General features: G+C 48.4%; 9 protein-coding genes. 2 read left to right on the forward strand and 7 right to left on the reverse strand.

What is annotated here, in order from left to right; all coding sequences use genetic code 11:
• Positions 1–47 precede the first annotated feature (47 nt).
• Positions 48–1,496 (forward strand): NADP-dependent succinate-semialdehyde dehydrogenase, encoded by a 1,449-nt coding sequence (gene gabD, locus COW15_RS16825; protein WP_293633966.1) that lies wholly within the window; start codon positions 48–50, stop codon positions 1,494–1,496.
• Positions 1,497–1,528: 32 nt separating this feature from the next.
• On the forward strand, positions 1,529–2,806 hold the full coding sequence (gabT, locus tag COW15_RS16830) for a 4-aminobutyrate--2-oxoglutarate transaminase (RefSeq protein ID WP_293633968.1): 1,278 nt from the start codon (positions 1,529–1,531) through the stop codon (positions 2,804–2,806).
• Between the two features lie 91 nt (positions 2,807–2,897).
• Here the strand turns inward: gabT and COW15_RS16835 are convergent, their stop codons facing one another.
• The 7 genes from COW15_RS16835 to COW15_RS16865 all read right to left on the reverse strand — a co-directional run bounded on the left by COW15_RS16835 (position 2,898) and on the right by COW15_RS16865 (position 13,722).
• Positions 2,898–4,460: a peptide MFS transporter gene (locus tag COW15_RS16835; protein ID WP_293633970.1), complete on the reverse strand. Its 1,563-nt coding sequence runs from the start codon at positions 4,458–4,460 to the stop codon at positions 2,898–2,900.
• 241 nt (positions 4,461–4,701) lie between these two features.
• The gene (locus tag COW15_RS16840; protein WP_293633972.1) at positions 4,702–5,490 is read right to left on the reverse strand and encodes a DUF6445 family protein; all 789 of its coding nucleotides are present in this window, start codon (positions 5,488–5,490) and stop codon (positions 4,702–4,704) included.
• Positions 5,491–5,499: 9 nt separating this feature from the next.
• Positions 5,500–7,011: a tryptophan halogenase family protein gene (locus COW15_RS16845; RefSeq protein WP_293633974.1), complete on the reverse strand. Its 1,512-nt coding sequence runs from the start codon at positions 7,009–7,011 to the stop codon at positions 5,500–5,502.
• A 20-nt stretch (positions 7,012–7,031) separates the two neighbouring features.
• A complete protein-coding gene (locus COW15_RS16850; protein ID WP_293633976.1) occupies positions 7,032–8,051 on the reverse strand; it encodes a cupin-like domain-containing protein in 1,020 nt (339 codons plus the stop codon).
• 13 nt (positions 8,052–8,064) lie between these two features.
• Positions 8,065–8,787, reverse strand: coding sequence for a SapC family protein (locus COW15_RS16855; protein ID WP_293633978.1), 723 nt, complete (start codon positions 8,785–8,787; stop codon positions 8,065–8,067).
• A 58-nt stretch (positions 8,788–8,845) separates the two neighbouring features.
• Positions 8,846–10,477 (reverse strand): tryptophan halogenase family protein, encoded by a 1,632-nt coding sequence (locus COW15_RS16860; protein WP_293633980.1) that lies wholly within the window; start codon positions 10,475–10,477, stop codon positions 8,846–8,848.
• A 248-nt stretch (positions 10,478–10,725) separates the two neighbouring features.
• A complete protein-coding gene (locus COW15_RS16865) occupies positions 10,726–13,722 on the reverse strand; it encodes a TonB-dependent receptor (RefSeq protein WP_293633982.1) in 2,997 nt (998 codons plus the stop codon).
• Positions 13,723–14,004: the final 282 nt, after the last annotated feature.

Here is a 14,004-nt window from a genome sequence, read left to right on the forward strand (position 1 = left end):
TTTTTATTCGAGGCAAGCGATTGCCTCACTAATGCGAGGACGTCCTTGTGTTGCTAAAAGATCCGAGTTTGCTGCGTCAACAATGTTATATCAACGGCCAGTGGTGCGATGCCGAGTCTAAAGAGACTGTGGCTATTGCTAATCCTGCGACAGGCGCTGTGATTGCAAGTGTTCCTGTAATGGGGCAAGTCGAAACCCAAGCCGCGATTAAAGCGGCTGAAGCGGCTTTACCTGCATGGCGAGCACTGACGGCCAAAGAGCGCGGCGCTAAATTAAGACGCTGGTTTGAGTTACTCAATGAAAACAGTGATGACCTCGCGTTATTGATGACCACAGAACAGGGCAAACCGCTGGCGGAAGCCAAGGGTGAAGTGACCTACGCGGCGTCCTTTATCGAGTGGTTTGCCGAAGAAGCGAAACGTATCTATGGCGATACTATTCCTGGGCATCAAGGGGATAAACGCTTGATGGTGATCAAGCAGCCCGTTGGCGTAACGGCGGCGATTACGCCGTGGAATTTCCCCGCGGCGATGATCACCCGCAAAGCGGCTCCGGCTCTCGCCGCGGGTTGTACTATGGTGGTTAAGCCTGCGCCGCAAACGCCGTTTACCGCATTAGCCTTGGCTGAACTTGCCGAGCGTGCGGGCATTCCTGCTGGGGTGTTCAGTGTGGTGACGGGTGATGCGATCGCGATTGGTAATGAAATGTGCAGCAACCCGATAGTGCGTAAGCTGTCGTTCACTGGCTCAACCAATGTCGGCATTAAGCTGATGGAGCAATGTGCGCCAACTCTTAAAAAATTATCTTTAGAATTAGGCGGTAATGCGCCATTTATCGTGTTTAACGATGCCAATATCGATGCCGCTGTCGAAGGCGCCATGATCGCTAAGTACCGTAATGCCGGCCAAACCTGCGTCTGCGCTAATCGCATTTATGTGCAAGACGATGTATACGACGAATTCGCCCTAAAACTCAGCACAGCTGTGGGCAAGCTCAAAGTCGGAGAGGGGATCAAGGAGGGCGTGACTACGGGCCCGCTGATCAATGCCGCCGCGGTCGAGAAAGTCCAGAGTCACCTTATCGATGCCATCGCCAAAGGCGCATCTGTGCTCACAGGCGGCAAAGTCCACGATCTTGGCGGTAATTTCTTCGAGCCAACCGTGCTCACCAATGTCGATAAAAGCATGCGTGTCGCCCGCGAAGAGACCTTTGGCCCACTCGCGCCGCTGTTTAAATTCAGCGATGTCGACGATGTGATTAAACAGGCTAACGATACGGAATTTGGCCTCGCTGCCTATTTCTATGGCCGCGATATTTCGCTGGTGTGGAAAGTCGCTGAGGCCTTGGAATACGGCATGGTTGGGGTCAACACTGGCTTGATTTCGACTGAAGTCGCGCCCTTTGGCGGGATGAAATCCTCAGGACTGGGGCGCGAAGGTTCTAAGTTCGGCATCGAAGAATATTTAGAAATGAAGTACATCTGCATGTCCGTTTAATACGGCCCGATTTGGCGTGTGAGGAACACTAAATGACAACAACCAATGATTCATTGATGGCACGTCGCCAAGCCGCAGTTGCGGGTGGCGTCGGGCAAATTCACCCTATTTTTACCGCGCGCGCCGAAAACGCGACCGTGTGGGATGTTGAAGGTCGCGAGTTTATCGATTTTGCGGGCGGCATTGCCGTGCTCAATACCGGTCATCTGCACCCTAAAGTGAAGGCGGCGGTTGCGGCTCAGCTGGATAATTTCTCCCACACTTGTTTTATGGTGCTCGGTTACGAGAGCTATATCCAAGTGTGTGAAAAGCTCAATCAACTGGTGCCAGGGGATTTTGCCAAGAAGACGGCACTATTTACCAGTGGTTCAGAAGCGGTTGAAAACGCAGTTAAAGTGGCGCGTGCCTATACCAAACGTGCCGGTGTGATTGCCTTTACCTCTGGCTACCATGGTCGCACTATGGCGGCCTTGGCACTGACCGGAAAAGTCGCACCCTACAGCAAAGGTATGGGGTTGATGTCGGCGAATGTGTTCCGCGCCGAGTTCCCCTGCGAGCTGCACGGCGTGTCCGATGATGATGCCATGGCCTCGATTGAACGTATCTTTAAAAATGATGCCGAGCCAAGTGATATCGCCGCCATTATTTTAGAGCCAGTGCAGGGCGAGGGCGGTTTTTACGCGGCATCACCGGCCTTTATGCAGCGGCTGCGCGCACTGTGCGACCGTGAAGGCATAATGCTGATCGCCGATGAAGTGCAAACGGGCGCTGGCCGTACTGGCACTTTCTTTGCCATGGAGCAAATGGGCGTAGCTGCGGATATCACGACTTTTGCTAAATCTATCGCGGGTGGTTTCCCTCTTTCGGGCATTACCGGCCGCGCGCAAGTCATGGATACGGTGGGCCCCGGTGGTCTTGGTGGCACCTATGGTGGTAATCCGTTAGCCTGCGCCGCTGCACTTGCTGTCATTGAAGTGTTTGAAGAGGAAAAGCTGTTAGACCGCGCTAATGCAATAGGTGAGCGTATTAAGTCTGCATTGAATGTGATGCAAATCGAACATGCACAAATCGCCGATGTGCGTGGTTTAGGCGCCATGATCGCCATCGAATTGATGGAAGATGGCAAGCCTGCGCCACACTATTGCGTGCAAGTGTTGAGTGATGCCCGTGACCGTGGATTGATTTTATTATCCTGCGGCACTTACGCTAATGTGCTGCGTATTTTGGTGCCATTAACGGCGCCGGATGCACAAATCGATGTGGGCCTGGGTATCCTCAAAGCCAGCTTCGATGCAGTGCTAAAAAGTTAATGCTGGTCGCTAATCCGTAGTCAATAAAAAATGCCAGTCAGTAATACTGACTGGCATTTTAGGTTTGTGGTTATACCGACTCAGTGCTTATTTATTGCTCAGCTTTTATATCGCGCAGTGATGCCGCGGCACTGTCATTACCATAGCCATCGGTATTGTTATGGGCATGGTGACTCTCCGTCAGTCGACGCATGAGCGGCAATACGGCTAAGGCGATAAAGGTACAGATTATGGCCGCAATACCTAGTTTGTTGAACAGACTGGTATACACAGGTAAGGTTTGCAATGGGTCGACCAAATCCTGTGGCACACTGGCGAAGTTAGCAACCACACCGCCCAGATACTGTGAAATACCGGAGGCGACGAAATAGGCGCCCATCATAAAGCCGCCCATGCGTGCAGGTACGTAGCGGGCAATCATGGCAAGACCAAGACCACTCACTAGCAGTTCACCTAAAGAGTAAGAAGCATAGCCCCAGATCATGATCCAAGATGAGGTTTTACCGTTGACGGCAAATTGGCCTGCAAAACCATAGATAAAGAAACCTATCGCCACTACCGCAAAACCTAAGGCAAACTTAGCGGCAATCGAAAAGTCTTTATTATTGCGTCCTGCCCAAGAATAGCTCCAAGCCAGCACAGGACTTAACACCATGATCCATAGCGGGTTAAGCGCTTGGAATTGGGCGGGTGACCAAGTCCATAAATGGGTGCCAAACACTTGGAAATCCCAATCCACGTTACGTAATGCGAAGAGTGCAAGCGAGGTGGACATTTGTTGATAGAAGATAAAGAAGAACACGGTTTGTACCGTCAAGATCAGTGCCGCAATTAAGCCTGCACGCTCGCTTGGCTCACTGGTACGAATTAAATGGAAGAAAATACCTAATACGGCTACGCCAGCGGCGTAAACGAATACACGGGCAACATCTTCATATTCAAGAATAATGGCCGAAGCAACAACAGATAGTGCCGCCAATACTAACACTATAGCGAGACTTTTCTTGTTCACCGGGCGCGTATCAGGCTCGGAGCCATAATGGGCCAGACTCTTACGCATTAAGGCGTAGTTACCTAAACCGACCAGTAAGCCCACACAGCACACGGCAAAGGCGGCGTGCCAACCATATTCATTGCCATATTGGGCGTTAACGTAATCTTTAATCCAAGGCGTTAGCAACATGGAGAAGGTTGAGCCGACGTTGACCGCCATATAATAGATGGTAAACGCACTGTCGATTTTTGAGTCGTCACCTTCGTAGATCTTACGGACTAAGTTACCCGCATTGGGTTTGAACAGGCCGTTACCGACCACAATCACCCCAAGAGCGGAGAACATAAACCAAGTGTTTTCGGTTGGCACTGTCATCAGTGTGTAGCCTACTGACAATATTCCCGCACCCAGCAACATAGTGCGTTTGGTACCGAGGATCTTATCCCCAACCCAGCCACCAATTGCCGGTGATACATAAATGAGCGCCGCGCAGGCGCTCCATACTAAGTTTGCCCGTGAGTCATCAAAGCCAAGGCGCTGCACCATAAAGTACACGATCAGCGCCTGCATGCCGTAATAACCAAAGCGTTCCCATAATTCGATAAGAGACACAGTCATAAATGAATGTGTTTTACTTACCGGAGCAGTCCCAATAGTCATATCGCTCGCTTCCAACATTGTTGTTTTAATATTTGAACTCAAAAGTATAAGGCGATAATCCAAGCAAACCAATGGCAGAGACTGGCAAAAACAGACTTTGTTACAAATGAACTGATAAATTTTAAGCTGTATTTAAGGCGTTGGGTCCTGTTAACTACGATTTGGGAGCGTAGATAAACCGAGCTAAAACGAAAGTCGTCAGCGTCAGCCACAGTGGCATAAGGCTTTATGTATCGCTGAGTTAGCGGGCTGAGGGTTTAAACTCGATAAAAATATTGCTCGTTAGCCGGCCTGTTTGGGGGTTGGCATCAATATCGGTTTGTGGGTTCACTAAGGTGGAATGCAGTAGATTACCGGGATAAATCACTAAACGATTCGGGCGATACTCTACTTGATGATAAATCTCAAAATGACTATCGCTTTCAACACAATAGCCCGAAGGATGGCGAGTAATCTCATCGACCAAGGGCTGAGCCGACTTAAAGTAGTCCGGCATACGTTCTTCATTTATCCGCTCAAAGCCCGTCGCAATATGGCGGAAAAACGCCGTATTGCCATGGGGGCCGTCGTTTAAATAGTGCAACAGCGCGAAATAGTGCGGTGATGGAGTATCAAAATGTGGCAGGCATTGCAGCGGCTTAAGGGCACTCGCGGGGGTGCTGATCAGCGAGAAATACAGCGCCTGTAATTTGATGCTTAAGCTCGAAGGGAGTTGATACACATCATAAATCAGTTGGTACACAAGATTGAGCACATCGGTGACATAGGCCTGCGGCAAGGGGGCACGCACGCCGGGGTAAAAAGACCCGTTATCGGCAGAAAAGTGCGCTTGGTTGTAAGCGCACTGGCGTATTGGCAACAGATCCGCCGCAAAATTATCGATAATAATCAAGGGCGTCTTTTCATTGCCAAGATAGACTAGCTGAGGCGTGAGCTTGACTGCCTGTGGCTTAGTTGCCTGTTGTTTAGTTGCCTGTTGTTTAGTTGCCTGTGGCTTAGCCGTATTCGCGTTGCGATCTATGGTTTGCATCCCTGTCCCTCACATTGCCATAGGTTTAGTGTTGGTCAAAACCTCAGCAGGGCAATAGTGCTGAATAAAATCGAGGTGGGCAGGTAGGCTTTCTACCTTACGCTTAACGGTCGATTTAATGTTGTTTAAGAAGGCTTCGAGTTCAGGCTCTTCCATCACATCGACTATCGGGTGATAGTGTTTTGGCATTATGCCTTGGCCCATCATCACTTGGATCCATGAGCTTTCGCCAAAGAGTTCGCTACCGTATTTATAGACTTTGCCGCTGTCGGCAAACATTTCGATTCGATGTTTGAGTGACGCTGGAATGTCCATATTTTTACAATAACGCCAGAAACGGCTGTCCTCGCGTTCCGTGGCCTTGTAATGCAAGATGATAAAGTCGCGGATATTGTCCATTTCGAGTTTAGTTTGTTGATTAAACTCATCAATATCGGATTGCATTATGCCCGCCGACGGAAATAGTTGCATCAATCTGATAATACTACGCTGGATCAAATGAATGCTGGTGGATTCCAGTGGCTCTAAAAAGCCGCCGGACAGCCCGACAGCAACACAGTTTTTATGCCAATGCAGGCGACGGGTGCCGGTTTTAAACTTAATGACCCTAGGTTTATTCAGCGGTTCCCCTTCAAGATTAGCGAGGAGCAACTCAGTGGCATCCTCATCTGAGATAAATTTGCTGCAAAAGACGAGGCCATTGCCCGTGCGATTTTGCAGTGGAATACGCCACTGCCAACCCGACTCGCGGGCAATCGAGCGAGTATAGGGAATAGGGGCACCTACGGACTGGGTTTGCACCGCAATCGCACTGTCACAGGGGAGATAATGACTCCAATCTTCAAAGCCAGTATTAAGGGTTTGCTCGATCAGCAGTGCGCGAAAGCCGGTGCAATCGATAAATAAATCCCCTTCGATTGTTTCGTCATTCTCTAGGACGAGCGCTTTGATATTGCCGCTATCATGATGCTGTAATACCTGTTTTATTTTTCCTTCAATACGATGAATGCCGTGTTGCTCGGCCATTTTTCGAAGGTACTTGGCATAGAGGCTAGCGTCCATGTGGTATGCATGGTTGTAATCTTGGTTTGGCAATACGGCAAAGCGTCCTTGGCGGGCGGCGAGATGTTCGGCGCAGTAGTCGCCAATGTCACTCACTATGCCGAGCTGTTTACCTTTCAACCAAAAATGTTGAAAACCACAGGCCCAACAATCTTTACCTAAAAAACCGAAGGAATGCAGGTAGTTTTTATTGGTATCCTGCCAATTTTCAAAGGAGATCCCGAGTTTAAAGGTCGCATTCGTCGCAGCCATCACCTCTTGTTCTTTGAGGCCGAGTAATCGATGAAAAATGTGCAATGTGGGAATTGTCGCTTCGCCCACGCCGACCGTACCAATTTCATCGGATTCGACCAGCACAATTTCTAAGTGTTTGCCCATCAACTTAGTGAGCGCCGCAGCGGCCATCCATCCGGCTGTTCCGCCACCCGCTATCACGACTCTTTTTATGGCTGTTGTCATCGTTTATATCCTCAATTGGGCTAACGTTTGAGCTTATTGGTTAAATCTGCCCGCAATTTTCGGGCGTTGACTTCATCGAGTGGGGTAGTCAGCATGCCTTGGGCTGCGCTAGGAATATGCTCTTGATCGCCATCTTCATGGTCAAAAATATAGTGATCGAACAGGGCCTTCCACGCCTGACGTTGCGCCTTGGGTAAGGAGCGTAAACTTAACATCGCATGCAGTAAGGCATTATTGGGGCGACCAAGATAGCCGGGCGTATCTCGCCACCAATGGGTAATGAGCACATTAAAGCCATCCATTCCGCGCACATGGTGCCACCACATACTGGGGATGAATAACACATCACCGGGTTCCAGTGCGGCGACTTGCGCGGCTTCCATCGCCTTGGCAAATTTAGGAAAGCGGTCAAAATCGGGGTTATCCATATCGACTAGGCTAATATCTTGGCCGCCCGGGGCAAACTCCATTGGGCCAATATACAGATTGCTGATTTGCTCCGGCGGAAACAGGGTAAAAGTGCGTCTACCGACGACATTGCAGGCTAAGTTATGGGGAAAGTCGAAATGGGCCGCGATACGAGTTTGATTGCCAAGCCAGATATTGGTGAGCGGTGACAAAGGCGCAAGATTAAAACTATTATCGGCGCCAAGTCCAGGTAAGCACTGATTAATATCGGTTGAGCCCATATAAATACTGGCATCTTGCGGTTGAGATAGCTGGGTGAAGATTTGCCGCAGATCTAACTTACCCGCCTGATAATTAAACCCATCTAAAGTGTCGTTATAAAACACGCGGCCTCGATGTTCTGGCGCTAAATAATAGGCGGTGACGGGCATGCCTTTATAAAACTGGGCCAGATACTTCATCGCGCTATCGCTGGATTCAAGCCCTGCTTTCACTAAGGGCCAGTTTGCGCAAAGTCCTTTAAATACCAAAGGCTGCTCAGCGTCTTTAATCAGCGCGAGCATCTCCTCGGTTGAGCAGTTTTCAAGGTGTTTGACGACATTAGCTTTAGGTTCAATCAGATCAAGACTCATGGCTACGACCTAGTTAACCTTGCGCATTTTTAAGGTTAAGCAAGTCACGTACTCTTGCCTGTGAGGCCAAGGTCATGTAAATCGCCTCTAGGTAACCCTTAGCATGCAGTTGCGTGAGCACTTCTGCCGAGAGGGCCGCTAGCGTTTCTTCATTAATGGTATAGAAACCCATCATTTGATGCTGGTGGCCATTGTCGAGCTTGATATCTAAGGTAAAGGATTCCAGCAACTTATGTTCGATAAGCAAATCGATAAAGTGCTTACTGTCGATAAGCCCGTGGTGGATACCTTCCAGCATATCCCCAATGTCATCCAGATATTGCGTATTGCCACCATAGGGATGGAACAAAGCTTGGCCTTCGGTTGTGCTGACTCTTGGGCTCGCCATATCGATATGTATGACCCTCTGTTTGCGCTCGACACCGTCTTCGCGCACGTTTTGCTGACCAATCAGAAACGGCTGACGACGTAGGGTGAGGGGAATATAAGACGCCTGCCAAGTGCCATTATTTAGGAACAGATTCTCATTATGTTGGAAACCATAAAGCGCCACCGCAAAGAGCTGGCCTGTGGTCTGATCCTTTTGGAAAAAAATCGGATAATACGCCTGTACGCTGCGAAACTCCGCCGGAAAGGTGACACTGAACCAGACATTATCGCCGTACTTAGCACTACGCTCAGTAATAATTTTAATATCTTTATGATCTACGCTATTAAGTAATACGTGTTGGCTCATAGGGTTACCTTTGTCCTTTGTTGGTTCTCACTGCCGCGAGTTATTCTTGTTATTTGTGTTAAATCTTAGAAAAACCAAATTGCCTGACCTTGTTTAACAGGTCGCGATTGTTCGGAAGACTCTGGCTCAATGCATTAATCTTTTTTTGATTCTCGCTAAAAAGTCTTTGGGCGACTTGCTGTTGCGACGGTTTGATATGAGTCGGTAGGGCAGTATGAAAGCCCATTCCATAAAGTACATATTGGAAACTTGCCGCCGGAAATAAGGGTTCTTTATAGCTAATATCGTGACTGCTTGGCGCTTGATAACGCCATAGGTCGAGTTGCTGCTGTAATCTTTCAGGAATGGATGCGGTGTCCCGGTGATCGCGCCAGTAACCATCCACTTCGCGTCGACTCACGACATAATGCAGTTTCAAAAAATCGATGATTTGCTGCCAGTGGCGCTCGTAGCGTTCATTCACTCGCTGGGCAATTGTATCCATCACGCCGCGATGCGTTGGCAGTTGTGTGGCTAAGGTATTTGCCGTCCATTCCACTAAAGCCAATGCCGATGCTTCTAAAGGTTCAATGAAGCCTGCCGCCATGCCGATGGCAATACAGTTGTTTTGCCAGCATTTTGCATGGTAGCCAGGGTTGATATTCAGCTTTCGATATTCTTGTTTACGACTATCAACTGCGTTGCTGGATGCCGATTGAGGCTTGGTTGATGTGTCATTGGCTAAATAGGCTCTCAAGGTTTGTTCTGCCTCGTCATCGCTACAATGGGCCGATGAATAGACATAACCCACGCCTTTGCGAGTCGGTAAACCTATATCCCAGATCCAGCCATTGGGCTGCGCCGTCGAGAGTGTGCATGAGGCGATAGGGCTATTTTCTTCGGCATAGGGGACTTGTATTGCTAAGGCGCTGTCGTTAAACAGCACAGCTTTTTGGCAGAGGAAGGGCACGTTAAAATGCTCGCCCAGCAGCAATGATTTAGTGCCAGAACAATCGACAAACATATCCCCTAAGATCACGCCATGTTCTTTGGTCGCAAGGCTTTCGATATCGCCATTGGGATGACTGTGAACCTGAGTGACATGATCACGAATATACTTGATCCCCAGTTTTTCGGTGCAATGCTGCATTAACAGCTGACTAAATTTTCCCGCATCTAAGTGATAGCCGTAATTGTTTTGAAAATGATATTCAGGCGTCGCAATGGTTTTCGGTGCCAGCCCTAACTGAGTCAGCGCATCTTGGTTGGATACCGCATGGGCAAAACTGACCTTGTCACTGTGGGGTAACCAAAAGGGACACAAATCTAACTCTTGATGGCCATGGGGCAGGCTAAAGGGGTGTATATATTGGTTGGAACCGAATGGGTTAGTGTGTTCAGTATCGTCGTGCTGCCAGTGAATAAAGCGTGAGCCTTGCTTGAAACTCGCGTCGCATTGGCGGATAAATTCGGTTTCGCTGATGCCGATTTTATCTAAGGTGTTACGCATCGAAGGCCAAGTGCCTTCGCCGACGCCGATAGTGGCAACATCGGGGGATTCTATCAATGTGATATCGAGTCTAGGAGAGTGCGCAAGCTGGCCTTTATCGACATTATGCTCGGCGGCCAAAAGAGCTGCGGTTATCCAACCGGCTGTGCCGCCACCGACAATGACAATCTTATTAATGGCTGTGTGAGTTGCTTGCTGCATATTGAATGCCTAATCTTTTATTGTTGTTTATGAAAGGCTTTTATATTTTTTCGTTACCACTAACGCGGTTAACGCTTGCGTTAGGATTGAATAGTTTTACTGCGATTTCCAGTATTTATTTTGCGCATATTGACTAAAAAGAGCGGCTACCTCCGTGTAGCCTGCCGTCATCCTGATAAAAATGAGGCATCTATGGCATACCTCACACGACCTTAGGGTAAAGATCTGTTGCTCTTTAACTAGTACGACTAGAAAGTGTAACGTGCACCTATACTGTAACGCGCTCCAGTCTGGGTGTAGTTCAACACTTGTTCCGTCGCACGACCATGTACACGGGTGGCTTCATTGGTGATGTTTAAGCCTTCAATGAAGATGGTTAAACCTTCAACCGCTTCAACGTCGTAGCCTATGTTAAAGTCCACCTGTGAATAGGCTTCGGTATATTGAGGGTTAGCCCCCGTGCCTTGGCCTGTTGAATTTAGGAACTCATCACGCCAGTTGTAGGCGATACGAGCCGAAAAACCATAGTTTTCATAGATACCGACTAAGTTTGCGGTATCGCTGATCCCTAAAATCACGTTCTGAGTAGCATCACCTGGGCGGCCTAAGTTAAAGTTATCGTAGCTGTCCCCCGCATCCACCATAGTGTAGTTGGCTTGGAGACCAAATCCTGATTCACCAAAGAAGTGCTGGATAGAAAACTCCCAACCATCGATCACATTGCTTAAATCACTGTTAGTTGGGTTGGTAATAAGAAAGTTTAGCGCTGGATCACCTGGGTTACCGGTGATCTCGATGTTGCCGTTATCAGGGTTGAGCGTCACATTCGGATCGGTTGCACCGTATTTGTCATAAATCCATTGACGTTGCTGAATCGCAGTAGTGGCACCTGCCGCAATGGCTTCATCAACATACTTGCCATGTGCTGGATCCGGAATGTTGTAGATGTCTGAGTTTTCAGGGTTGCTGCTGATAAAGTTAGTCACATCTTTACGGAAATAACCGATTGAGACATAACTGGCATCGTTGTAATACCATTCAGTCGACAGGTCGTAGTTCGTTGACTCGAGTGGTAACAGACTTGGATTACCCGCCGAGCCGCTACCACCGTTGCGATAGGCAAGCGTTCCTACTGTGGTGCCACCTTGAATAGAGGTGTAATCAGGACGACCAATCGTTTGGCTAAAGGCGGCGCGGACGAACACATCTTCCAGCATTTCAATATTAAAATTGAAGCTGGGTAACAGGTAATCGTAATCACCCTTTTGAGTCTGATAAACGCGATTATTATCTACCGAGCTGGTTACTGCTATTTCAGATTCTGCAATCCAAGTTGCTGTATCATAAGAGGAAACGACAGAAGTGGATTCAACGTCAGTTTTTTCATAGCGTAAGCCAAAATGCACATCGTAGGGCATATTGGCAATTTCGCTGGCGAAATTATATTGGATATAGGCAGATTGAGATTTTTCTTCAGTGAAACGGTCAGTGCCTTTGGAGTAATCAGTTGAAGGGCAGAAGCCATTACCACAATCACCCACTATGCTGGTTGCATAGAGTTCTGCGGCGCGGGCGCGAACCGCCGCAAAGTCCCACAGGAACATAGTGTTTAACGGATCCGTCGATGCATTGCCGTTATAACCTGCGAAATTACCTTGGGAGCCATCGAATTTATCGATAACCGAACTGGTTGGGAACCAAGCGGCGTCTAAATCGCCGGCTGCACCAACGCCACCCCAGTCGTTACGTTGAATATCAACCTGTTGGGAGTGGTTATTCACGTCTGACATCGCAATACCAAAATCGATACTGCCCGCCTCGGCTAAATCATATTTACCCGACATTTGCAGCTGTTCAATTTCGGAGCGATTGACGGCATTGGTGAAGGTTGAACCGGTCACGCGCATATCTTCTGGGCGAACCGCATTTCCACCCCCGACGGCGAGCACTGGGACATCGCCGCTAAAATCGGTCGCTGCACTGGTACGAATAAAGGCGGCGGTACTGAGGTTGCTTGAGCTGCCATTGACATTGTTAGGCGTGCGTTCGGCGTAGGAGTTATGGTAATCCAAGTTTAAGGTCAGATTATCACTGGCTTCCCAGGCTAAGTTAAAACCGAGTGAGCCACTTTGGTCGCGGGTGCCGTAATCGCCAGCAGCCATTGAAAGATCGGCTGGTGCATCGTAGGTTTCGGAATACACGAGTGGTGATGAGACAGGGCCGTCACTCCAAGTACTTTCTTGGGTTGGCACAAAGTTAAACCATGCCGAGACGTCGTGGGACTGAGTATCTATGTCGTTACGCATGTAAGTGTAATCGAGCGTTGCGCGCAGCGAATCAATCGGCTCGTATTGCAGCACTAATTGACCGTTTGTGCGTTTGCGTTGCTGTTCTTCAAAACGGTAAATCGTGGTTTGTGGCACGCTATACACGTCATCATCACCCGGACGATTGACTTGACTGTCGTTTTTTGGAACGCCGCCCCATTCTGCATTGCTACCGCTGTAATCTTGGTCAACGATACCTGGGAAGCTGCGCCAACCGGTACCGACTTGAGCCTGCTGATTACCACTTTCCCTTTCTTGATAGCTACCTGAGATAGAAATCCCAAATTTATCATCGTCAAAGGTGTTGGAGTACAAGCCTGAAATTTCAGGTGTAGTAGAGCCTTTATCCGTGGATGAGTCATCAACGGCCTTTACACCGAAAGTCGCCTTCATGCCTGGCGAGCTTAGCGGTCTATGGGTGAGTACATTGATCGTGGCGCCAATACCGCCCGTTGGATTTTCCGCCTTAGCGGTTTTCTCCACTTCCACCGCACTGATGGCTTCTGAGGCTATGTTGGCAAAATCGAATGAGCGAGAGCCTGTGGTGACCGGCATTTGACGTCCGTTCAACAATACTAAGTTTTGATCGGCACCAAAACCACGGACCGACACTCGGCTACCTTCACCGTTTTGACGGTCGATTGATACGCCAGAAATACGCTGTAGTGATTCAGCTAAGTTACTGTCGGGGAATTTACCGATATCTTCGGCGTTAATGGCATCAACAATGCCTTCTGAGCTGCGTTTTACGTCCATCGAACGGACTAAACTACCGCGGATCCCTGTTACTTGAATAACTTCAATATTTTCTTCTTTTTTGTCAGCATCGGCTGCATGGGCAGGCATCATAGATCCCATGCCTAAGACTAGCGAAAGGCTAGTGGCCAATCTGGTTTTTCTAAATGTTCTAAGTTCCATCTACATCTCCCCGTTGAGTAGATATTCAGGCTACAACTCTCTGATTTTGTTTTTGGGTAGAACAAATTATGTACAGCTTGCTCATATTCTTGTTCGAGTTAGGTTTATGTAAGCGCTTACATAAAGCTAATTTAAATTATCCATAGAGTCAACGGTAAGTTACTTTAATGTTGCAATATAATGCTGTTTTTGTTGGTCGCCATATTTTAACTCATTGTTTTAAAATATAAATAGATCTATTTTCTGTTACATATTTATGATGCTATTGGTGATAAATAGGGG

This window comes from Shewanella sp. CG12_big_fil_rev_8_21_14_0_65_47_15 (genome assembly GCF_002783505.1).
Taxonomy (GTDB): domain Bacteria; phylum Pseudomonadota; class Gammaproteobacteria; order Enterobacterales; family Shewanellaceae; genus Shewanella.